We start from the raw sequence: 22,280 nt of genomic DNA, 5'->3' as shown, positions 1-22,280 counted from the left end.
GTCCAAGGATTCGCCTTAGAAACGATGACGCAGACCGATGGTGATGCCGGTACGCTTTTTCGCGCCATTGGAATCGAGCATCACGCCCGCACCGCCTTTGGTCTTGGTGTGATCCACCGCGAAATAGGCATCGGTACGCTTGGAGAAGGCATAGTCGGCAACGGCAACGATAAAGTCTGCCTTGCCGTTAAAAGCACCAGTCGCCGATCCCGATTGCTTGGCATGGTAGTAATGCATGCCTGCATTGAGCTGCGGCGTGACCTGGTAGCCAAAGCCGACCTTGAACATCTCACGCTTGTTGGCAAAATTCCCGGGCGCATTACCCGCGATAAAGCCACCATTGGAAGAGCCTGTCCAATATGCATTGAGCAGGCCGGCGTCAAAAATGGCACCAGCCCCTGCAGCACCGAGACTATCCTTGACCTTGTTCTGGCCGTAGCCAGCCATCAGATACAGAGGCCCGGTGCGATAGGAGCCACCCAGTGTCCAGGCATCCACATCGGTGCCGGCGGGCAAGGTCGAGCGCTGGAAAGCACCGCCCACAGAAATGCCGTTGGCAGAATATCGCAGATAGCCGCCCGCGGTTTTCAATGCCAGACCGCCTGGTGTCATATCAATACTTCCGCCTTTCTTGGCAAAGGTATTGCCCTCGTCAAAAGAATACTGCAACCCCGCACGAACCGGCCCAAACTCGGCAACGTACTTGAGCATATTGTTTGCACGCGCGCCCAGAGACATGCCGATTTCAGGCTTGTAGGCATCCATATAAGGGGAATATGGGAACGATGCATAGGTAGAGGTCACCAGATCAAACAGCACGTTGTATTGGCGCCCCATGGTCACCTGACCAAAACTGGTGCTGCGCAAGCCCACCCAGGACTGCGCAAAGTAAGGCTGAGCAGTGCTGGGCGTACCCGAATCCGTCCAGAAACGATTTTCCAGGTTGGCAATCGCCGACAGGCCGCCGCCCAAATCTTCCTTGATATTGATACCCCAGCGGCTCTCGGACATGCCACCACCGATCATTTTGGTCAGACCGCTTTTATTCGGACCCTCATTAGTCGTGTGACGAATCGCTGCATCCACAATGCCATACAGTTGCACGCTGCTTTGTGCATAAGCCATTGTTCCCAGAGAACCCAGCACAGCCAAAGCCAATGTTTTTTTCACAAATGAAGATGTCATTGTGTTGCCTCTCTCTTAATTCAATTCACAAACAGTTGGTGGAAAATTCATTCTAGAAATGCTTTCCTCAACCGCGCGAGCATTGGCACAAGCGCAACACAGGCCTTTCCCTCTGGGGGGCAAACCTCTCAGCAATCACCCTTTAAGGTCTAACCCGGAAAAACAAAAAAGGCCTGTCTTTCGACAGGCCTTTGGCTTTTAAGCAGTTACTGGCTTACGCCAGCAATTGATTAGAAAGCGTGGCGGATACCCACTTGCACGCCAGCTTGGTTCATGCCAGTACCATTAGCCTTCATGCCAACGGTGTCGCTCACACCCTTGGCAGCCAGAGCCATAGAGGAACCGTCTTGGTTCTTCAGGTAAGCCACAGTGCCGTACAGGGCAGTGCGCTTGGACAGGTTGTGCACATAGCCCAGCGACAGCTGGTGAGCCTTGGCAGGACCTTGTTGGTCGTAGTAAGCGTACTGAGCCTTCACTTCACCCACGCCACCCACGGGAGCGGACACGCCCAGCAGGTAGTTACGGAACTTGGCGCTGGAGCCAGCATCGGGCTTGTACTTGATCTGTTGTGCCAGACCTGTCACCTTGGCCACGCCAAAGTTGTAAGAAGCGCCGATGGACATTTCATCACGGTCGCCAGCAGCACCCTTCAGGTTGCCGTATGCAGCAGTCACGCTCAGAGGACCGTTGTCGTAGCCAACGTTACCACCGGCGTAGCGGCCAGACTTAGTACCAGCAACAGCCTTCTCGTCGAAAGCGTAGCTGATGTTGCCAGTGAAGCCGTTGAAGTTAGGCGAAGAGTAGGACACCATGTTGTTGGCACGGATGGTGTTTGTGTCGCCAGAATTGGCGAAACCACCAACGGTAGACCAACGGCTGTAGCCCATGTTTTGGCCGATACCGGTAGCGCCGAACAGGTCATACTTCAGACCAGCACGGAAAGTGGGGGTTGTTTCACGACCCAGGCGAACTTCACCGAAGTTGCCGGACAGACGCACGGTGGATTCGCGCTTGAAGTCGAAGCCGTTAGCGTTGCCGGTGTCGCCGAAGATTTCGCCTTCCAGCCAGAAGCCAGCCTTCAGACCGCCACCCAGGTCTTCAGTACCGCGCAGGCCCAGACGGCTGGTAGCGTTACCGCTTGTACCAACACCGTACTTTGCATCCTTGCCATCAGCGTTGTCCACGTAAGACACGCCAGTGTCAACGATACCGAACAGAGTCACGGAAGATTGAGCCATTGCGGCGCCGGAAGCGGCCAGCACTGCCAGGGCGATCAGAGATTTTTTCATTACGAGTTACTCCAAGGTTTAGAAGGGCGCCGGTTCTATGGGAGAGAGACTTGAGCCTCGAGCTCCACCGGTTTCCCGCGCCAACCTCCTGGTGGGGAAGTTGGGTCTATTGCACCAGACCACCGAGCCCAGCGCAAAGGAATTCACCCAAAACTGCTCGATTCGGCGCGTTTTCGTTGCACCACCGCAACAAACACCAAGCCGCACTAGCGGGCACACCCTTAGGGGTTTCGGCCTAGGATTGCCCCAGCGCAAGTTGCGGATGAGCCACTCTGGTGTACCTTATGTGCATTGACGCCAGACAGGCGCCGCACTGAGTTCTTTTTAGCCATGGACAAGTTTCTGACCGCTGCCGATGCAGCTCTTCGCACTTTGTTTGCCGACCCGGTGGCCGCAGAGCGCTCGCCTGCAGCAGGGATCGCCGAAGCCGACCTGAGCGATGAACAGCGCAGGCTCTCCGCAGCCTTGATGCGCGTCAATCATGTGGGCGAGGTCTGTGCGCAGGCCCTGTACAACGCCCAGGCCATGGTGACCAAGGACATGGAGTTGCGCGAGCATCTGCTGCATGCCGCTCGCGAGGAAATGGACCACCTGGCCTGGACCCGCGAGCGCCTGCATGCCCTGGGTGACAGACCTTCATTGCTGAACCCGCTGTGGTTTGCTGGCGCCTTTGCCATTGGCACGATTGCCGCCAAATTCAGCGATGCCGCCAGCCTGGGTTTTGTGGTCGAGACAGAAAATCAGGTTTCTGCCCACCTGGCGAGCCATCTGGGTCGCCTGCCCGAAGAGGACGAGGCTTCGCGTGCCGTGGTCGAACGCATGAAGGATGACGAAGAGCGTCATGCCGCGGCAGCGATCGATGAAGGCGCAATCCAACTGCCGCCGATTGCCCAGGGGCTGATGCGTGCAGCAGCCAAAGTCATGACGATTACAGCGCATCGCATCTGATTGGCGCCTGTTCAACAAAAACGGGCCGTTGAGGCCCGTTTTTCGACCGAACGTCCAGTTCAGGCTTCGACGATGTCGAAACCCGTAGTGATTTCTGCCGTCTTGCCCAGCATGATGGTGGCCGAGCAGTATTTGTCGTGGCTCATGGCGATGGCGCGTTCGACGGCGCCGGCAGGCAGGTTCTTGCCGCTGACCGTGAACTGCATGTGGATCTTGGTGAACACCTTGGGGTCGGTCTCGGCGCGCTCGGAAGTCAGCTGCACGCTGCAGCCCTTCACATCGTGGCGGCCACGCTTGAGGATGAGCACCACGTCGTAGGCCGTGCAGCCGCCGGCACCGGCCAGCAGCATCTCCATGGGGCGCGGTGCCTGGTTGCGACCGCCGTTGGCCGGGTTCTTCTCGTCCGGCGCGCCATCCATATTGACCACATGGCCGCTGCCGGTCTCTGCCACAAAACCCATGCCCGAGCGCGTTCCGGTGGCCGCGCCTGTCCAACTAACTGTGCATTCCATTGTTTTTCCTCTCGAAACTGTTGCAATTTTGCATCAAATACATAAAAACCCGAATCTTTTGATGCACAGAAAACACAAGCCTCATACAATACAACTCAAGCGTTACCTGTGAGGTCAAACCCGCAGGCAGACTGCAGATTACTGGTTAACACCGATCTGTATCGCACCGATTGTCTCCTCCACCTCCTCTAATGGTGGATTCAGCCCCTAGCTCCTGAGCTAGGGGCTTTTTTTCGTACCTGCCCATCCCGCTTCTCAGAGCGACAGCATGCACCTCTTGAGCGAGTACTGCAGCACGGCAAGCAAGCGCCTATCATGGTCGGCTTCCATGCACCCGGCAGGCTGATGACCCTGGCTCTGGTGCTCTGCTTTCGATTTGCACCATGACTCAAGCCCTGACCCCTGCCGATTATCTGACTCGCATCCTCAATGCACGCGTCTATGACGTGGCCGTGGAGTCCGATCTGGACATTGCCAAGAACCTCAGCCGCCGCCTGCACAACAAAGTGCTGCTGAAGCGCGAGGACCAGCAGCCTGTCTTCAGCTTCAAGTTGCGCGGCGCCTATAACAAGATGGCCAATCTGACGGCCGAGCAGCTGCAAAAGGGCGTGATCTGCGCCAGCGCGGGCAACCATGCCCAGGGTACGGCGATGAGCGCCAAGAAGCTGGGCTGCCGCGCCGTGATCGTGATGCCCACCACCACACCCCAGGTGAAGATCGATGCCGTGATCGCCCTGGGCGGCGAGGCGGTGCTGGCCGGAGAAAGCTACTCCGACGCCTACAAGCACGCCGTCAAGCTGCAAAAGTCCGAGGGCCTGACCTTTGTCCACCCCTTTGACGACCCCGATGTGATTGCCGGGCAGGGCACCATCGCCATGGAGTTGCTGCGCCAGCTGCAAAAACTGGGCAGCCAGCGCCTGGATGCCATCTTCGTGCCCATCGGCGGCGGCGGCCTGATTGCCGGCATTGCCAACTACATCAAGGCCGTGCGCCCCGAGGTGAAGGTGATCGGGGTGCACACCAAGGATTCGAACGCCATGATGCAGTCCGTGCAGGCGGGCGAGCGTGTGGAACTGGCCGATGTGGGCCTGTTCGCCGACGGCACGGCCGTGAAGCTGGTGGGGGCGGAAACCTTCCGCGTCACCCAGGGCCTGGTGGATGACTATGTGACCGTGGACACCGATGCCGTCTGCGCCGCCATCAAGGACATCTTTACCGACACCCGCTCCATCGTCGAGCCATCGGGCGCCCTCGGCGTTGCGGCCATCAAGCAGTACGTGGCCAGGCACAAGACCAAGGGCGAGACCTACGCCGCCATACTGAGCGGCGCCAATATGAACTTCGACCGCCTGCGCTTTGTGGCCGAGCGCGCCGAAGTCGGCGAGGAGCGCGAAGCCCTGTTCGCCGTCACCATCCCCGAGGAACGCGGCAGCTTCAGGCATTTCTGCGAGGTGGTGGGCAAGCTGCCCGGCGGCCCGCGCAACGTGACCGAGTTCAACTACCGCATCAGCCACGACAGCAAGGCCCATGTGTTTGTGGGCCTGACCACGCCGACCAAGGGCGAGTCCGAGAAGATCTGCAAGAACTTCCAGAAGAACGGCTTCGAGGCGCTGGATCTGACCTTTGACGAGATGGCCAAGGAGCATCTGCGCCATATGGTGGGCGGCCACTCGCCGCTGGCACAGGACGAGCGCCTGCTGCGCTTTGTCTTTCCCGAGCGTCCCGGCGCGCTGTTCAAGTTCCTGAGCCTGATGGCGCCGACCTGGAATATCTCCCTGTTCCACTACCGCAACCAGGGGGCCGACTACGGCCGCATTCTGGTCGGCATGCAGGTGCCGGCCAAGGACCACAAGAAGTTCGACAGCTTCCTCAAGAACCTCGGCTATCCCTGGGTGGAGGAAACCGACAATCCTGCGTATCAGCTGTTCCTGAAGTAAAAAACAGGAGCTGCTACCGCTTTCCCAGCATTGATTTCAGATAGAAAAGTATCTAAAACCAAGGAACAGAAAGCGAAAGCAGCTCCTTTTTTATTCACAACACCATGCAAGCCCTGCGCCACTATCTGCTGGCCGTCCAGTTTTTCAGCCGCATCCCCGTGGCCGGACGCCTGGCGGCCTGGGTGGGCTGGAGCCCCGAGATGCAGCGCGCCAGCGCCGCGCATCTGCCGGGCGTGGGCTGGCTGGTGGGCCTGTGGGCCGCGCTGCTGCTGGGAGCCTTGCTATGGCTGCTGCCGGCAAGCCCCTGGTCGCCGCTGGCGGCGGCGCTCATCAGCACCGCCGGCACGGTCTGGCTGACCGGCGGTTTCCATGAGGACGGCCTGGCCGACGTTGCCGACGGACTGGGCGGCCTGGTGCCAGCCGAGCGGGCGCTGGAGATCATGAAGGACTCGCGCATCGGCGCCTATGGCGTGATGGCACTGCTCATGGCCCTGCTGACCAAGGTCGTGCTGATCGCCCTGCTGCTGTCCGTGATACAGCCGTTCTGGGGGCCGGTGCCGGTGCTCATCCTCGTGTGCTGCATTCATGTGCTGTCGCGCTTTGCGCCGCTGGTGCTGATGCGCAGCCTGCCCCACGTCGGCCTGGCCGCGAGCAGCAAGACCCTGCATATCGCGGGCAGGCAACTGGGCTGGCAAGAGCTGCTGACCGGCGGCCTCTGGTGCCTGCCGGCACTGGGCCTTCTGGGCTGGCTCGGCGTCTGGAGCTTTGTGCCCAGCCTGCTGACGGCCATGCTGCTCACCACCTGGCTGCTGCAGCGCTGGCTGCGCAAGCGTCTGGGCGGCATGACGGGCGACTGCCTGGGCGCCTGCCAGCAGCTCAATGAACTGGCCCTGCTGCTGGCCAGCTGCATCTATCTGCGCCAGTTGCTTCAGGCATGAAAACACTATGGCTGGTGCGCCACGCACGTCCCTTGATCGACACCGAGCGCTGTTACGGCCGCCTCGATATCGCCGCTGATGCAGAGGCCACACAGCAAGCCGCCCAGGCCTTGCAGCAATCTCTGCAGCCCCTGCATGGCAAGCTGCAGATCCGGCATTCACCGCTGCAGAGATGCAGACAGCTGGCGTTGGATCTGCAGGTACTGGAGCCGGATTTCGTCTCCACCCCCGACGGCAGATTGCTGGAGATGGACTTCGGACATTGGGAAGGCCTGCGCTGGAATGACATCGGCGAAGCCGCCATCAGCGCCTGGGCGCAGGATCTGGCGCTGCACGCGCCCGGCGACGGCGAATCCCTGGCTCAGATGCTGCAGCGCGTCCACGAGGTTCTGCAGGACGCGCTCAGCGGCCACAGCGAGCATATGGTGTGGATCTGCCATGCCGGCGTGGCACGCTGCGCGCAATGGCTGCTGCAGCATGGCCACCGGCTGCCGCAAAGCCATGAGTGGACCTTGCCGGCGCCCGCCTATGGGCGGTGGCTGCAGCTAGAGCTCAGTTGAAGCTGGCCATAGGCGGCCTGGGCAATTGCAGCACCGTGCTGGTCGGCCCGTTGGCAGGACCCAGTCGCGCTTCGCGCGCCGCCAGCGATTGCAGAATCACACCATCCTCCACGGCTTCACCTACACGCACGGCCTTGCTGCCCTTGCCTTCCACGGCAATCACGGCGGCGCCGCCACCTGTTTCGTGCCCTGCCAGAACCCCCAGCAGCGCATAGCGGCTGGCCACTGGTGCGGCCACGGCGGCGGCAGGCGCTGCGACCGCCCCCAAAGCCTTGGCCATGGCCTGGGCATTGGCCTGTACCGGCTGAGCAGGTACGACCAAGGGTAACTGCTCACTGGCACTGCCGACGAACCGGAGTGTCCAGAACACCACCACCGCAGCGGCAATCGCCCACAGCAGCAGGGTCGTGAGTTTGACCGGCATGGAAAGGCCCTGACCGGTATTGAAAGATTGCAGTCGCATTCGACGATTATGATGGTGCAATACTGCATTTTTCCTACAGTTTCCAATGAGCACCAACTGCCGTCATCCGATGTCTGCTATTCGCCACGCCGCATCACGCGGCTTCACCCTGATCGAGTTGATGGTGGTGCTGGTCATCATTGGCGTGCTGGCAGCGCTTATCGTGCCCAATGTGCTGGACCGCGCCGACGATGCGCGCGTGACCGCGGCCAAGACCGATATCGCCAATATCAACCAGGCACTCAAGCTCTACCGCCTCGACAACCAGCGCTATCCAACGGCCGAACAGGGCCTGCAGGCGCTGGTGGTCAAACCAACCACCGGCCCCGCTCCGCAGAACTGGAAGCCCTACCTGGAAAAGCTGCCCAATGACCCCTGGGGCAATCCTTATCAATACCTGAACCCCGGCGTGAAGGGCCCCATCGACATCATGTCGTTAGGCGCTGACGGCAAGGCCGGCGGCGAAGGCAAGGATGCGGATATTGGCTCCTGGCAATAGAAATGAGCCCCCACGCTCCCTCACTGTGTGTGGTCGCTGCCCCCCGAGGGGGCCCTGAGCGGCTGGCGCCGGGGTTTGCCTTGGGGCGGCCCGGCGGCAACCCCGAACGCATCAAATGCCTGTAAAACTGGTGCGCTCTGTCACAGGGACAGCCAGCAAGGGCCGCCCCGCAGCACAGGCTGTCGTCCCCCGGGGGGGAAGGCGCGCAGCGCTTCAGGGGGGATTCACACTCTTGGAGTTGCTGGTGGTGATTTCAATCATGGCGCTGGCGACGGCGGGTGTGAGCCTGGCCATACGCGACAGCGGCGAGCAGCAGCTCGAACGCGAGGCCCAGCGTCTGGCCACGCTGCTCGAATCCGCACGCGCCCAGGCCCGTACCAATGGCGCCCTGGTGGTCTGGCGCCCGATGCCGCAGGGCTTCCGGTTTGAAGGTCTGCCACCCAACGTCAAGATGCCCACGCAATGGCTGCAGACTCCTGTGCTGGTGCAGCCCAATACACCCGTGGTGCTGGGGCCGGAGCCGCTGATTCCAAGGCAGAGCATTACCTTGTCGCTGCCCGGCAGCAGCTCCGCGCCAGTGCGGCTGGCCACCGACGGGCTGCGCCCGTTCAGCATTCAAAATCTGCAGGAGACGCCATGAAGCCCGCCCTGCTGCAGCGCGGCTTCACGCTGATCGAGGTACTGGTCGCGGTCGGTATCGTCGGCGTCACCCTGCTGGCTGGACTTCAGGCCAGCAGCGCCCTGACGCGCAATGCCCAGCGCCAGTCCGACGTCATCCTGGCCCAGCTCTGCGCGCAGAACGAACTGGTGCGACTGCGGCTGTTCAATCAGATGCCTGCCGTCGGGGACACCACCATCCAGTGCCAGCAGGCCGGCAGACAGATGCAGGTACAGCTCAGCGTGCGCCCCACGCCCAACCCCAGCTTCAGGCGCGTGGATGCCCAGGTGTTTTCCGAGGCTGCTGCGGTGCTGCGCGTCTCCACCATCGTCGGTCGCTACTGAATCATGATCAGCATGCGCAACAGAAACCAAGGTTTCACACTGATCGAGCTGCTGGTGGCCCTGGCCGCCATGGCCCTGCTTTCCATCATGAGCTGGCGCGGCATCGACGGCATGCTGCGCGCGCAGGAAGTGACGCGCGAGCAAGGTGAGCAACACGCCGTCATGCAGACCGTGCTGGCTCAGTGGAATGCCGACCTCAACGCGCTGATGCCGCTGCAGGGACGCCAGGTGCTGGACTGGGACGGTCAGGTGCTGCGCCTGACGCGCAAGACCAGTGCAGCCGTCGACAACGGGGCACTCATCGTGGCCTGGAGCCGTCGCAATGTGGATGGCCGCTTCCAATGGGTGCGCTGGCAATCGCTGCCCGCACGCACGGTCAGCGAATGGAACGATGCCTGGAACCAGGCGGCCCAATGGGGCCGCAATCCCTCCAGCGACCAGATGCGCCGCGAAACCGTGCTGATACCGCTCGACCTGTGGCGCGTCTACTACTACCGCAGCAACGCCTGGACCAACCCCCAGTCCAGCGATCAGGGCGGCGATGACGGCAGCAGCGTCGGCAGCGACGGCAATCCCGTGCTGCCCACGGTGCCCGACGGCATACGCATCGAGCTGACCCTGCCGCCCGGCCGCGCGCTCAATGGCGTGATGACGGTGGACTGGGTCAACCCGCTGCGCTCCAACTCACGATCATGAAATCCCCCCAGAGTCGCTTCGCGCCTTCCCACCCCATCGCTGCGGGGCGGCCCTTGCTCGGGACTGCCGGCTTGGGGAGCGCCAGTTTCAGACACAGGCGCCAGCGCGGTGCAGCGCTGCTGGCGGCCATGCTGACGGTGGTGCTGGTCGCCACCCTGGCCTCGGCCGCGCTCTGGCAGCAATGGCGCGATGTGGAAATCGAGACCGCCGAACGCAATAGAGTTCAGGCCAACTGGTTGCTGCTGGGTGCGCTGGACTGGTCGCGCGTGGTGCTGCAGGAGGACTCGCGCGCCAACCGCAGCAACCCGGTCGATCATCTGGGTGAGCCCTGGGCGGTGCCGCTGAAGGAGGCTCGCCTGTCCACATTTCTGGCAGCCAAGAACAATGTCAGTCAGGTCGATGACGGTCTTGCCGACATGCAGGACGCTTTTCTCTCGGGCGAGATCGTGGATCTGCAGTCGCGCCTGAATCTGCGCAATCTGCTCAGCGGGGCCGATTCCAGCGTGAAGGAGGAAAACCTCAAGCCTTTTCTGCGCCTGTTCGAGCGCCTGGGTCTGCCCGGCAGCTCCGTCATGCAGATCGCCACGGCCTTGCAGCAAGCCATGCGCGGCAAGAGCCAGACTGCGCCGCTGATGCCTCGCACCGTCAGGCAACTGGGCTGGCTGGGCATTGATCCGCGCATCATCGCCCGCATCGAACCCTATGTCTCGCTGTTGCCCGAGCGCACCATGGTCAATCTCAACACGGCCAGCGCCGAGGTCATCTGGGCCAGCACCGAGGATCTGGACTGGGCCCGCGCCAACCAGCTGGTGCAGTTGCGCGACGCCTCGCCTTTCAAGTCCCTGAATGCAGCGGCTGCGGCCATAGGCCTGAGCGGCGTCTTCAACAGTGCCATGCACTCCGTGACCACCAGCTATTTCGAAGCCCGCGGCCGCCTGCGCCTCGGGGACAATGTCTTGAGTCAGCGCTCACTGATTCAGCGCAAGGACATGAACGTGACTACCCTGTGGCAGGAGCATGCCGACTGGGGTATGCCCGCGGTTGCCAGACCCTGACACCCTGATGTCACACTGCCCCCATAGAATGCTGCATCTTCCCTCATGAGCACATTGCTAATACAGCTGTCGGCGAAGCCCGCCAACTCCGCCACGGAATATCTCTACGTCCTCAGTGACGATGGTCAAAGCATTCAGCGCAGCGGCCAGGCTGCTGCATCCCTGCTGCCGGCCACAGGCCGTACGACCCAGGTCACTGCCGTCATCCCGGCAGCTCAGTTGTCCTGGCATGCCGTCACCTTGCCTTTGGGACTGAATGTGCAAAGCCGGCGTCAGCAGCGTCTGCGCGCCGTGCTCGAGGGTTTGCTGGAAGAAAAGCTGCTCGATGAGCCGGCCGCCATGCACCTGGCTCTGGACGCTGGCTCGGCGGCAGGTCAGACCTGCTGGGTAGCCGCCTGCGACAAGGGCTGGCTGCAATCCCATCTCCAGGCCCTGGAGCAGCATGGTCATGCCGCCAGCCGCCTGGTGCCCGAACAATGGCCCAGCAGCAAGGCCCAGCTGCTTCTGTCGGGCGACAGCACGCTGCCCCAGTTGAGCGCCACCGGACTGGATGCACAGGCCTGCCTCGTCGTCCTGCCCCAGCATGCCGATGCCGGCCTGTTGCAGCCACTGCTGGCTCGCCTGCCCGAGGATCTGCCAGTGCTGGCCGAACCCCATCTGGCACGCAGCGCGGAAGCGCTGCAGCGCCCGGTCGGCATCTTCACCGCCGCCCAGCGACTGCTGCAAAGTCATGGCTACGCAGGCGACCTGGCCCAGTTCGACCTGGACCTGGGCGGCAGCACCCGCGCCAAGCGCCGCCTGATCGATGCCTGGTATGGTTTTGCCAAGGCCCCGCAATGGCGCGCTGCGCGCTGGGCAGCAGGCATTGCCGTCCTTGCCCAGCTGGCCGGGCTCAACGCCTGGGCCTTCAGGGAAAACCGTGCCATCGAACTGCGCCAGCAGCAGGCCAAGCAGGTACTTCAGACCACCTTCCCTCACGTGCCCGTCATCATCGATGCTCCGGTACAGATGCAGCGCGAACTGGATCTGCTGCGCAGCAACTCCGGCGCACTGTCCGCCAACGACCTCGAGGCCCTTCTGGCAGCAAGTGCCGGCATCCAGGGCGTGCAGAATGCCAAGAGCCTGCAGTACCAGGACAAGCAGTTGCGCATCTCGGGTCTGGAGCTGAGCCCCGAAGCACTGGGCGACGCACAGCAAAGCCTGCAGGCCAACGGCTATATGCTGCAACCGGAAGGAACAGATCTGGTGCTGAGTGCAAAGGCTAGCCCATGAAGCAGAAAAACGCCTTGAAAACCGCATTGGCTCCGCTGCGCCAGCGCTGGAGTGCCCTGGCCCAGCGCGAACAGAATCTGTTGCTGCTCGCCGCCAGCGTCGTGTTGCTGGCCCTGCTCTGGTGGGTGGCACTGGCTCCGGCCCTGCACAGCCTGCGCACGGCCCCCGCGCGCCATGCGGCAGCGGAGCGCGAGCTGCAGAACATGCTGCAGATGCAGGCCCAGGCCGAGCTGCTGCGCCAGCAGCCTCAGGGGAATAGCACCGATACACGCACGCAGCTGGAGCAGTCGCTCAAGACCGAACTCGGCAGCAGCGCACAGCTGCAGTGGCTGGGCAACCGTGCCCAGGTCAGCCTGAGCAATGCCGCCGCTCCCGCCCTGGCCCGCTGGCTGGCACAGGTGCGTGATAACAGCCATGCCTCGGTGGCCGAGATGAAGCTCAACCGCATCCTCGGTGAAAGTGTCGACGGCGCTGCCGTTACACGCTGGAGCGGCAATCTGCTGCTCGATTTGCCCGGCAACGCGGGTGGGCAGAACTGAGCCTAGGCCATGAAACTGTCCCGGTCACACCCAGCCAGCCAAGCCCTGCGCAGACCGCGCCAGGCGGGCGATCCGCGTTCGCCGCGCCGCTGGGCAGTGGGCGGTGCCTTGCTGGGCGCTCTGCTGACGGTGCTGGTCCAGGCTCCGGCGGCCTGGCTGGCCACAGGCGTGCAATCGATCACCGCCAACCAGGTACAGCTGCAGGAGCCGCGCGGCACGCTCTGGCGTGGCTCGGCCAGGCTGGTGCTCACGGGAGGCAAGGACAGCCAGGACCAGAGCAGCCTGCCCACGCGTCTGAACTGGACACTGCGCCCCAGCCTGAGCGGCGCCAGCATCAGCCTTCAAAGCGATTGCTGCACCAGCACCCCGATGCTGGCGCAGCTGCAGCCGGGCTGGAACGCCATGACGGTGCACGTCAAGGACAGCGTGCTGCAGCTGCCCGCCGACCTGCTGGCCGGCCTTGGCACGCCCTGGAACACAGTGGCCCTGCAGGGTCAGTTGCGCCTGTCCACGGTCGGGCTGACACTGCAATATCGCGCCGGCCGGGCCACCAGCCAGGGCCTGACGCGGCTGGAAGCATTGGCCGTATCGTCAAGACTGTCGTCGCTCAAGCCCCTGGGCAGCTACCGCCTCGATATACAGGGCGGAGACAATGCCCAGCTGAATCTGACCACGCTGGGCGGCGACCTGCAGCTCAGCGGCCAGGGCCAATGGGTGGGCTCGCGCCTGCACTTCAGGGGCGAAGCCTCTGCCAGCCCCGAGCGCGAAGCCGCTCTGTCGAATTTGCTCAATATCTTGGGGCGCCGCCAGGGTGCGCGCTCCATCATCACCTTTGGTTGACCCATGACTCAGCGTTCACGCACCGCCTGGCAAAACACACTGCATTCGATAGCTGTTGCCTCGCTTGCCGTCTGCATTTCAGCACCAATTCATGCTCAAACCCAGAGTGGACAAGCGAATGCCACTCCTAGTTTGCGACCCGGCGAGCCGGTCACGCTGAACTTCACCAATGCCGATATCGAGGCCGTGTCGCGCGCCATGGCCGCTATCACCAATCGCAACGTGGTGGTGGATCCGCGCGTCAAGGGCCAGATCACGCTGCTGACCGACAAGGCCGTCTCGCCTGCCACGGCCTACCAGCAATATCTGGCGGCGCTGCGCATGCAGGGCTTCACGGTGACGGAGTCGGCAGGACTGTTCAAGGTGATTCCAGAAGCCGATGCCAAGCTACAGTCCAGCGAGGTCTCCGTGGGACAGGGCGGACGCGCCAGCCAGGGCGGCGGACAGATCGTCACTCAGATCTTCAAGCTCAACTACGAGAACGCCAACAATCTGGTGCCCGTGCTGCGGCCGCTGATCAGCCCCAACAACACCATCAACGTCAACCCCGGCAACAACTCGCTGATCATCACCGACTACGCCGACAATCTGCAGCGCATCTCGCGCATCATCGCCAGCACCGATGTCTCCAACGCCACCGATGTGGAAGTCATCTCGCTGCGCCATGCCGTGGCCGCCGATATGGTGGCCCTGGTCAATCGCCTGATGGAAGGTGGCTCTGCCACCGCCGGCGGCGTGATCCAGGCAGGAGCCGGCGCGGCAACAGGCCAGGCGGACACCAGTTTCCGCACCTCCATACTGGCCGAGCCGCGCAGCAACTCGGTGCTGATCCGTGCGGCCAACCCGGCCAAGCTGTCGCTGATCCGCTCGCTGATCGCGCGTCTGGACCAGCCGGCCATGACGGGCAATGGTGACGACGGCAATATCCATGTGGTGTATCTCAAGAACGCCGACGCAGTGTCTCTGGCCGCCACGCTGCGTGCCGCCATCAATGCCCAGACCAGTGCCAGCACCGCACTGGGTGGCCAGCCGGGCATGACGGCAGCCGCCGGCTCGACCACCAATGCAGCAAGCTCCCAGCCCGTGATTTCACGCGGCACGGACGGCAGCGCAACCGTAGGCCTGGGCGGCGGCAACAGCGGCCCCAGCTCCCGTTTCGGCACCGCCCAGCAACCCTCCACGGGCGGCATGATCCAGGCCGACCCCACGACCAACTCGCTGATCATCACCGCCCCCGGCCCGCTGTACCGTCAGTTGCGCACCGTCATCGACAAGCTCGACGGCCGCCGCGCACAGGTGCTGATCGAAGCCCTGATTGTCGAAGTCTCCGCCGACAAGGCGGCCCAGCTCGGCGTGCAATGGAGCTCGGTGATCCGCAACAACGGCCGCGTGCTGGGCGTGCTCGGCAACGGCACCTCCATCAGCGGCATCTCCAACATCTTCGGCCTGTCGGGGGCCGTTGGCAATCTGGTCAACGGCACGCCCCTGACCGACAGCCAGGCCTCGGCGATCGGCGGCATGAAGGGGATGAACCTGGGCTTCACCCAGAACGTCAACGGCAACACCAGCCTGGGCGCCCTGGTCAACCTGATGCAGGGCGACGGCGACACCAACATCCTCTCCACCCCCAATCTGATGACGCTGGACAACGAGGAGGCCAGCATCATGGTGGGCGAGAACGTCCCCTTCCCCACGGGCTCCTATACCAACACTGCGGGCACCTCGGGCTCGGTCAATCCCTTTACCACCTATGAACGCAAGGACGTGGGTACGCTGCTCAAGATTCGTCCGCAGATCAACGAGAACGGCACCATCAAGATGGCCGTCTACCAGGAGAACTCGGCAGTCAAGCAGGGCACAGCCAACGCCCAGTCCGGCGCCACCACCACCAAGCGTTCCATCGAGTCGAACGTACTGGTCGAGGACGGTGCCATCGTGGTGCTGGGCGGCCTGATTGCCGACGAATACAGCCAGAGCCAGGAACGCGTGCCGCTGCTGGGCGACATTCCCTTGCTGGGCAATCTGTTCCGCAACACCAGCCGCGCGCGCAAGAAAACCAATCTGATGGTGTTTCTGCGCCCCACCGTGCTGCGCGACGCCAACTCCACCAGCCAGCTTTCGCAGGACCGCTATGAGTCCATTCGCGGCATGCAGCAAACCGTGCAGCCCGACCCCAATCTGCTGATGCGCAATGTCAATGCAGCGCCCTTGCTGCCCGCATCCAGCGGCGCTGCACAGTCAAGCGCGTCCAATGTGGCCATCGTTCCCGGAGCCAAGCCCGAGATCGTGGACTTCACGCGCCCGGGCCAGCCCACGGTGAACGGCCAGCCCGTGACCGTGACGCCTGCGACGCCCGCCACCCTGCCTCCAGGCACTCTGTAAGCGAAGGCCACGCATGCGCTACCCCCTGCCCTATGGCTTTGCCCGCAGCAGCCAGTTGCTGATCGAGGATGACGGCCAGGAGCCCGTGCTCTGGCATGGTCCGCAACCCGACTGGTCGGCCATCTCCGAAGTGCAGCGCAAGCATGCGGTGCAGCGTTGGCAACTACTGGACAGCGGCGCGCTGGCCCACCGCATCAGCGCGGCCTATGCACAAAGCGACTCCAGCGCGGCCATGGTGGTCAGCGAAGTCGAGTCCGATGCCGATCTGACACGCATGATGCAGGAGCTGCCAGCCGTGGAAGACTTGCTGGAAACCGCGGACGACGCCCCCATCATCCGCATGCTCAACGCCCTGCTCACGCAGGCGGCGCGCGACGGTGCTTCGGACATCCACATCGAGCCCTACGAGCGCCATTCCAGCGTGCGCTTTCGCGTGGACGGCGATCTGCGTGAGGTGGTGCAACCCAATCGCGCCCTGCACGCCGCCCTGATCAGCCGCCTGAAGATCATGGCCGACCTGGACATTGCCGAGAAACGCCTGCCCCAGGACGGCCGCATCAGCCTGCGCCTGGGCACGCGAGCCATTGACGTGCGCGTCTCCACTCTGCCCAGTGCCCACGGCGAGCGCGCCGTGCTGCGTCTGCTGGACAAGAGCGAGAGCAAGCTCAGCCTGGAAGCCGTGGGCATGGGCGGCGAGACGCTCAGGCGCTTCACCCATCTCACGGCGCAGCCGCACGGCATCGTGCTGGTCACCGGCCCCACGGGCTCGGGCAAGACCACCACGCTCTACGCCGCGCTGCAGCGCATGGATGCCAGCCACAGCAACATCATGACGGTGGAAGACCCCATCGAATACGAGCTGGCCGGCGTGGGCCAGACCCAGGTCAATGCCAAGATCGAGCTGACCTTTGCCAAGGCCTTGCGCGCCCTGCTGCGTCAGGACCCGGACGTGATCATGATCGGCGAAATCCGCGACTTCGAAACCGCGCAGATCGCCATCCAGGCTTCGCTCACCGGCCACCTGGTACTGGCCACGCTGCATACCAACGACGCACCCAGCGCCGTCACCCGGCTGATCGACATGGGGGTCGAGCCCTTTTTGCTGTCCTCCTCGCTGCTGGGAGTGCTGGCACAGCGCCTGGTACGCAAGGTCGACCAGAGCGAGCCCAGCGGTTACCGGGGCCGCACCGGCATCTTCGAGCTGCTGACGGTGGACGATGCCATTCGCGCCCAGATCCACCGCGGGGCCAGCGAGGCCGAGATCCGCGAGACCGCCATGGCGGCAGGCATGCAGCTGATGCGCGAGGATGGCGAACGCCTGGTTCGCGAAGGCATCACCACCCAGGCCGAGGTCATGCGCGTGACGCGGGACTGAGGCTCACTCGCGCCAGCGCAACATGGCAGGACCCGTGAGCAGCACCCGCACGAAATCGGCCTGCCGCCCCACGCCGACCTTGACCGCCGCCGATTTGAATTGCGAACGCGCGGTATGGATGGACAGGCCCTGTCTCTCGGCGAACTCCTGCAGGGTCCAGCCATTGATCAGCGCCTGGGCTAGCTGAGCCTCTGCCAGCGTGAGCCGGTACAGATTGCGCAGCAACTCCTGCAGCGAGGGAATGCTCAGCGCCGGATCGCTGATCAGCAGCATGGCGGCGCTGCGCTCGCCATAGGGGCTGCTGTGCACGGGCAGCGGCGACACCATGACCTGCAACTGCTGTCCGGCCAGCCCTGTGAAGCGGCTGGCCCGCCCGTGCTGCTGCCCCTTGCCCAGCCCCGTGGCCACACAGTCGCGCATGGCTTTGTGCAGCCAGCGCTGGTCTGCGGCATTGGTGGCATGCAGGCTCTCATCGGCCCCGCGATACATCAGCTGGCTCTGCTCCATCAGGCGCAGGGCCCGTGTGCTGGCATGCATCACGGTCGCATGTTCGTCCAGAAGAACCACGCCCAGCGGCAGATCCTCCAGCACGGACAGCGATGCATTGAGCAATGCCTGGGTGCGGTACAGGCGTCGGTGCATCGCAAACGCGGTCTGCAGATGCGGCATGAGCTGCTGCACAAGGCCCAGCTCTTCGGCGCTGTAGGCACCCACCGCATGCGGCCTGACGACGGTGATGTTGAACGAGCGATCGTGCTGGTTGTCGACCACGGCCGCGCAGGAATAGAACAGATCCTGAGGCTGCAGCCAGTCGCCATACCATTCGGTACCCGGCAGGCTCCGGTCGGGAAACAGGGTGGAGGAATTCACCACCGTGCCCGGTCTATGCAGGCTCTGGTCCTGCAGCCAGACATTGCACTGGCAGTAGTGCTCGGCAAAGCTTTCGAGTTCGGCGGCGGCAAAGCCCTGGCTGGCGCCGAAAGTGCCGAAGCCCCCGTCCAGATCCACCGTCCGCTGCGCGAAGTCGTTGGCCCAGATCACACTGGCCGGCGAACGCAGGGCCGCACCGAACAAGGCCAGAAAGCCCTGCCAGCGAGCCGGCTCCAGCGCCGACTCGTAGATGGCCGCTATCAATGCAGGAACCCTCTCCTGCAACATCAAAGACAGATGCGCTACCGCCATAGAGCCCCCTTCCAAGGCTCGCCACAGCAAGCGCCTGATGGCCCTTCGCCGGGGATTTATTTCATTTACTCACACTTTGAAATCACTGCAAACCCTTCACCCATTTTGGTGATGTTTTCGCGACAACAAGTGCTTACAAACAAGGCAACCACTCTCAAGCAAAGGCTGTCATGTCACAAGCACCCACCACCACACCCTTCATCCGCCGCTCAGTGTCCCTGGGCGCCCTGGTCCTGATTGCCTCCATTGCCGGCTGCGGCGGCGGCAGCGACAGCGCTTCTCCCGCACCATCGCCCGCTCCGGCACCCGCCACCACCTCGGTCTCCACCACCGTGATCGACGGAGCCCTGCAGAACGTCAAGGTCTGCCTGGACAGAAATGACAACGGCAGCTGTGACAGTGGAGAACCCAGTGCCGTCACCAATGCCTCCGGTCAGGCCAGCCTGGAAGTGCCCGAGTCCGATGTGGGCAAGTACCCGATTCTGGCCCTGGTCACCAGGGACTCCGTCGATGCCGACACCGGCGCCGTTCCCGTGGCCTTCATGTTGCGAGCGCCCGCCGATCAGCCTGGCGTCGTCAGCCCGCTGAGCACCCTGGTCCAGGCACACAGCCAGGCCACGGGCAGCAGCACCAGCGATGCGGCAGCTGCCATCCAGAGCCAGCTGGGCCTGGGCACTTCGGCGCTGGCGGATTTCACCCAGGACGGCAGCAACGCCGGCAAGCTGGCCGCCACCATGGCGCGTCTGATCGTGGTGACCACCCAGACCCAGCTCACCAACACGGCCGGTGCCACAGGCGTCGACGGCGCGCCGCTGACCTCGGTGCAGCTCAATGCCGCCGTCAACAGCGTGCTGCTGCAGCAGTTGCAAACACTGGCCACGGCCGTGCTGGACAACCCCACCCTCAGCGACACCAGCACCTCCATGAAGGACAAGCAATCCGCCATGGAAACCGCCGCCCGGCAAGTTGCCGGCGCTTCGGGCGTCACGGCCGGCAATGTGGGCCTGATCGCAGCCATGCAGTCGCAATCCAGCAGCCCCGAGGCCGGCGGCCCCGCGCCGAGCACTCAGCTGCGCTGGCTCAGCTTTACCGACACCAGCAACTACTACATTCGCGCCTTCGAAGCCACGGCCGAACAGAACACGCCCGATGCCAACGGCAAACGCTATTTCACGGAATTCCGCGAGCGCGTGGTCGGCGGCCAGGAGCAGCCCTGGACCCGGCCGCAGGTCTATTGGACGGGCAGCGAATGGTTTGCCTGTCCCACCGATTTCGTGCAGCAGGTCACCAGTCTCACCAGCGGCGAGACCGAATCCCTGTACTGCAAGAGCCTGGCCAGCAGAGCCAAGCAGAGCGTGCGCAATATCGCCGGCCTGAAGATGCGCGATATCGTCACCGAAATCCGTTCCGCCCCCTGGCAGGACGCGGCCGATGGCAGCTTTGCCAACTGGGGCCCCAGACCCGATCAGGTTCCCGCCGACACGACCTTCCCCAGCGGCTCCACGCTCAGCTATCGCACCGTCACCGACCTGGGCGGCAGCGACTACTACCTGAGCAACAACGGCAACCGCGCCACCATTGCCCGTGTCGACGCCCCCAACAACCCTGACTCCAGCACCTGGCGCAGCGCGACGCTTGCGGAGTTCATCGCCTGGAACGCCGGCGACTTCGCGCCCAACATCTCGGCCGCCGATGTGCACGGCAACAACTCGCGCGTGCTGGTCAGCCGCCGCGACTATCTCAAGCCCGATGGCAGCGCTGCCTACAAGCGCTATATGGTGGGTTTCGAGAACGGCGGCGAGCAGCGCGCGCGCTTCTATGAATGCGAGGGCGATATGAGCACCTTGCCCAACAACCGGACCCTGTTCATCAACGGAGTGTCCACCTGCAAGACCATCCTGGTCAGCAACTACAGCATCGCCACCCAGGCGGATGCCAAGGTGCTGCGCTTCACGCAGGAGCCCACCCAGCTCAATGTCAGCAACTTTCAGAACTACCGCCTGTTCGTCGAACGCGGCGGCATCACCTATGTCGGCTATCGGGACAAGCAGATGGTCAGCAATCAGCAGCGGCTCAATGGCACGGCCGCCGATGCGCTGCTTGCCGCCCTCGGTCTGAACTGATACCAGGCCCCGCCTGGCTGCACAGCCCACCTCTCGGTGGGCTTTTTTCATGCATGGCCTCAGCCAGCAGCGGTCATTGAGCCTTTGCCAGAATCGTTGCCATGCTTGAAAACCTTCGCACCTCCGTCCAGCCCTATGGCGGCGATCTGTTTCTGCTGCTGATCGCCCTGGCTGTCATCAGCCTCGCCGTGCTGTTCAACCTCAAGGCCCGTCTGCCCGTGGACCAGTTGCGCCGCGTGATCCGCATGGCGGCGCTGGTGGCCTTGCTGGGCTCGGTATTCGCCATGCAGGCTGGCAGCACCTACTACGCCATGGCAGCCGTGCTGCTGGCCTGGGGCGTGCTGGTCGGCATTGTTTTTGGACGTGAAATCGGCCGCAAGCGCTGACCCAGAAAACGCTGCAAGCTATCAAAACCATAAAGATCAATCGCCATGAAATCCCTGAACAACGTCAAGCTGTCCATGCTGGACCTGGTCGCCGTGCGCGAAGGCGGAACGGTGGCCGATGCTCTGCAGATTGCCGTGCGCACCGCGCAGCAGGCTGAAAAGCTGGGCTTCACCCGCTACTGGCTGGCCGAGCACCACAATATGCCGGGCATTGCGAGTTCGGCCACGGCCGTGCTGATCGGCCACATCGCAGGCGCCACGCAGAAGATTCGCGTGGGCTCGGGCGGCATCATGCTGCCCAACCATGCACCGCTGGTGGTGGCCGAAGCCTTCGGCACGCTGGCCGAGCTCTACCCGGGCCGCATCGACCTGGGCCTGGGCCGCGCGCCCGGCACCGACGGCCCCACCATGCGTGCGCTGCGCCGCGACCGTGTGGAGACCGAGGAAGACTTCCCCCGCGATGTGCAGGAGCTGCAGCGCCTGCTGGGCGACGACCAGGATGGTGCGCGCATCATCGCCATGCCCGGTGCCGGCACCCATGTGCCCATCTGGCTGCTGGGCTCCAGCCTGTTCTCGGCCCAGCTGGCCGCGCACCTGGGCCTGCCCTACGCCTTTGCCTCGCACTTTGCGCCGCGCATGCTGCACCAGGCTCTGGCCATCTATCGTCAGACGTTCAAGCCCAGCGCCACACTGGCCAAGCCCTATGCCATCGTCGGCGTGCCTGTGATTGCGGCGCCCAGCGATGAAGAAGCCCAGTTCCTGGCCAGCAGCACCTACCAGCGCGTGCTGGGCATTCTGACGGGTAACCGCAGCCGCCTCATGCCACCAGTGGAGAACTTCTGGGAACAACTGGACCCGCGTGCCCAGTCGGCCATCGGCGACTTTCTGGCCGTGGGTGTTGTCGGCGGGCCTGATACCGTGCGCCAAGGCCTGCAAAAGCTGGCCGATGAAACCCAGGCCGACGAGTTCATGATGGTCAGTGATGTGTTCGACGCCGCTCTGCGCCTGCGCAGCCTGGAAATCACGGCTGGCGCGTTCCGGTAAAGCCCAAGGCAATCGCCCCGGCGCAAGGCACGGGGCGATATATCCTCAGACAT

At 63.4% G+C, this 22,280-nt stretch carries 22 protein-coding genes; 17 read left to right on the top strand and 5 right to left on the bottom strand.

The features are described from left to right. Window positions 1-15 precede the first annotated feature (15 nt). Both F0P97_RS03625 and F0P97_RS03620 read right to left on the bottom strand, forming a co-directional pair. Window positions 16-1,185, bottom strand: a complete 1,170-nt coding sequence (locus F0P97_RS03625) for a porin (RefSeq protein WP_182285656.1) — start codon at window positions 1,183-1,185, stop codon at window positions 16-18. A 230-nt stretch (window positions 1,186-1,415) separates the two neighbouring features. Then, window positions 1,416-2,474, bottom strand: a complete 1,059-nt coding sequence (locus F0P97_RS03620; protein WP_182285655.1) for a porin — start codon at window positions 2,472-2,474, stop codon at window positions 1,416-1,418. 330 nt (window positions 2,475-2,804) lie between these two features. Here F0P97_RS03620 and coq7 point away from each other — a divergent pair, with 330 nt between their 5' ends. Beyond that, complete coding sequence (gene coq7, locus F0P97_RS03615) at window positions 2,805-3,422, top strand: 2-polyprenyl-3-methyl-6-methoxy-1,4-benzoquinone monooxygenase (RefSeq protein WP_182285654.1); 618 nt, start codon at window positions 2,805-2,807, stop codon at window positions 3,420-3,422. Between the two features lie 59 nt (window positions 3,423-3,481). Here coq7 and F0P97_RS03610 read toward each other — a convergent pair whose 3' ends face one another. Further along, the gene (locus F0P97_RS03610; protein WP_012837016.1) at window positions 3,482-3,934 is read right to left on the bottom strand and encodes an OsmC family protein; all 453 of its coding nucleotides are present in this window, start codon (window positions 3,932-3,934) and stop codon (window positions 3,482-3,484) included. A gap of 383 nt (window positions 3,935-4,317) precedes the next feature. Between F0P97_RS03610 and ilvA the strand changes: the two genes are divergently transcribed. From ilvA to F0P97_RS03595, 3 genes are all read left to right on the top strand, one after another. After that, the gene (gene ilvA, locus F0P97_RS03605; RefSeq protein WP_182285653.1) at window positions 4,318-5,871 is read left to right on the top strand and encodes a threonine ammonia-lyase, biosynthetic; all 1,554 of its coding nucleotides are present in this window, start codon (window positions 4,318-4,320) and stop codon (window positions 5,869-5,871) included. A gap of 104 nt (window positions 5,872-5,975) precedes the next feature. Next, window positions 5,976-6,809, top strand: a complete 834-nt coding sequence (locus tag F0P97_RS03600; protein ID WP_182285652.1) for an adenosylcobinamide-GDP ribazoletransferase — start codon at window positions 5,976-5,978, stop codon at window positions 6,807-6,809. After that, window positions 6,806-7,369, top strand: a complete 564-nt coding sequence (locus tag F0P97_RS03595; protein ID WP_182285651.1) for a histidine phosphatase family protein — start codon at window positions 6,806-6,808, stop codon at window positions 7,367-7,369. The genes F0P97_RS03600 and F0P97_RS03595 overlap by 4 nt, the downstream gene beginning before the upstream one ends. Here the strand turns inward: F0P97_RS03595 and F0P97_RS03590 are convergent. Then, the gene (locus F0P97_RS03590; protein ID WP_182285650.1) at window positions 7,362-7,832 is read right to left on the bottom strand and encodes a general secretion pathway protein C; all 471 of its coding nucleotides are present in this window, start codon (window positions 7,830-7,832) and stop codon (window positions 7,362-7,364) included. The two genes, F0P97_RS03595 and F0P97_RS03590, sit on opposite strands and share 8 nt — an antisense overlap. Before the next feature lie 70 nt (window positions 7,833-7,902). Here F0P97_RS03590 and gspG point away from each other — a divergent pair, with 70 nt between their 5' ends. The 10 genes from gspG to F0P97_RS03540 all read left to right on the top strand — a co-directional run bounded on the left by gspG (window position 7,903) and on the right by F0P97_RS03540 (window position 17,492). Further along, complete coding sequence (gspG, locus tag F0P97_RS03585) at window positions 7,903-8,331, top strand: type II secretion system major pseudopilin GspG (protein ID WP_080554087.1); 429 nt, start codon at window positions 7,903-7,905, stop codon at window positions 8,329-8,331. 232 nt (window positions 8,332-8,563) lie between these two features. After that, a complete protein-coding gene (locus tag F0P97_RS03580; RefSeq protein ID WP_182285649.1) occupies window positions 8,564-8,971 on the top strand; it encodes a type II secretion system protein GspH in 408 nt (135 codons plus the stop codon). Beyond that, window positions 8,968-9,333 carry a type II secretion system minor pseudopilin GspI gene (gene gspI / locus F0P97_RS03575; protein WP_034357356.1) on the top strand — a complete coding sequence of 122 codons (366 nt, stop codon included), beginning with the start codon at window positions 8,968-8,970 and terminating at the stop codon, window positions 9,331-9,333. Before F0P97_RS03580 ends, gspI begins: the two co-directional genes overlap by 4 nt. A gap of 3 nt (window positions 9,334-9,336) precedes the next feature. After that, window positions 9,337-10,029, top strand: a complete 693-nt coding sequence (locus tag F0P97_RS03570; protein ID WP_182285648.1) for a PulJ/GspJ family protein — start codon at window positions 9,337-9,339, stop codon at window positions 10,027-10,029. Then, on the top strand, window positions 10,026-11,084 hold the full coding sequence (gspK, locus tag F0P97_RS03565; RefSeq protein WP_232538118.1) for a type II secretion system minor pseudopilin GspK: 1,059 nt from the start codon (window positions 10,026-10,028) through the stop codon (window positions 11,082-11,084). The genes F0P97_RS03570 and gspK overlap by 4 nt, the downstream gene beginning before the upstream one ends. 45 nt (window positions 11,085-11,129) lie before the next feature. Next, complete coding sequence (gene gspL / locus F0P97_RS03560) at window positions 11,130-12,356, top strand: type II secretion system protein GspL (protein WP_182285647.1); 1,227 nt, start codon at window positions 11,130-11,132, stop codon at window positions 12,354-12,356. After that, the gene (gene gspM, locus F0P97_RS03555) at window positions 12,353-12,895 is read left to right on the top strand and encodes a type II secretion system protein GspM (RefSeq protein ID WP_182285646.1); all 543 of its coding nucleotides are present in this window, start codon (window positions 12,353-12,355) and stop codon (window positions 12,893-12,895) included. Before gspL ends, gspM begins: the two co-directional genes overlap by 4 nt. 9 nt (window positions 12,896-12,904) lie before the next feature. Continuing rightward, window positions 12,905-13,735, top strand: coding sequence for a type II secretion system protein N (gspN, locus tag F0P97_RS03550; RefSeq protein WP_182285645.1), 831 nt, complete (start codon window positions 12,905-12,907; stop codon window positions 13,733-13,735). 3 nt (window positions 13,736-13,738) lie between these two features. Next, entirely contained in the window at window positions 13,739-16,117 is a 2,379-nt protein-coding gene (gene gspD / locus F0P97_RS03545) for a type II secretion system secretin GspD (protein WP_182285644.1), read from the top strand. Between the two features lie 13 nt (window positions 16,118-16,130). Beyond that, the gene (locus tag F0P97_RS03540) at window positions 16,131-17,492 is read left to right on the top strand and encodes a GspE/PulE family protein (RefSeq protein ID WP_182285643.1); all 1,362 of its coding nucleotides are present in this window, start codon (window positions 16,131-16,133) and stop codon (window positions 17,490-17,492) included. A gap of 3 nt (window positions 17,493-17,495) precedes the next feature. Here F0P97_RS03540 and F0P97_RS03535 read toward each other — a convergent pair whose 3' ends face one another. Further along, complete coding sequence (locus F0P97_RS03535; RefSeq protein WP_182285642.1) at window positions 17,496-18,674, bottom strand: helix-turn-helix transcriptional regulator; 1,179 nt, start codon at window positions 18,672-18,674, stop codon at window positions 17,496-17,498. Between the two features lie 170 nt (window positions 18,675-18,844). Between F0P97_RS03535 and F0P97_RS03530 the strand changes: the two genes are divergently transcribed. The 3 genes from F0P97_RS03530 (at window position 18,845) to F0P97_RS03520 (ending at window position 22,227) form a co-directional block, all read left to right on the top strand. Beyond that, complete coding sequence (locus tag F0P97_RS03530; RefSeq protein ID WP_182285641.1) at window positions 18,845-20,797, top strand: hypothetical protein; 1,953 nt, start codon at window positions 18,845-18,847, stop codon at window positions 20,795-20,797. A gap of 101 nt (window positions 20,798-20,898) precedes the next feature. Then, the gene (locus tag F0P97_RS03525) at window positions 20,899-21,183 is read left to right on the top strand and encodes a hypothetical protein (RefSeq protein ID WP_003058824.1); all 285 of its coding nucleotides are present in this window, start codon (window positions 20,899-20,901) and stop codon (window positions 21,181-21,183) included. 45 nt (window positions 21,184-21,228) lie between these two features. Beyond that, a complete protein-coding gene (locus F0P97_RS03520) occupies window positions 21,229-22,227 on the top strand; it encodes an LLM class flavin-dependent oxidoreductase (RefSeq protein WP_182285640.1) in 999 nt (332 codons plus the stop codon). Window positions 22,228-22,280 lie beyond the last annotated feature (53 nt).

The sequence above is a fragment of the Comamonas testosteroni genome, assembly GCF_014076415.1.
Lineage (GTDB): Bacteria > Pseudomonadota > Gammaproteobacteria > Burkholderiales > Burkholderiaceae_C > Comamonas > Comamonas testosteroni_F.
This window is presented reverse-complemented; position numbering and strand designations above follow the sequence as displayed.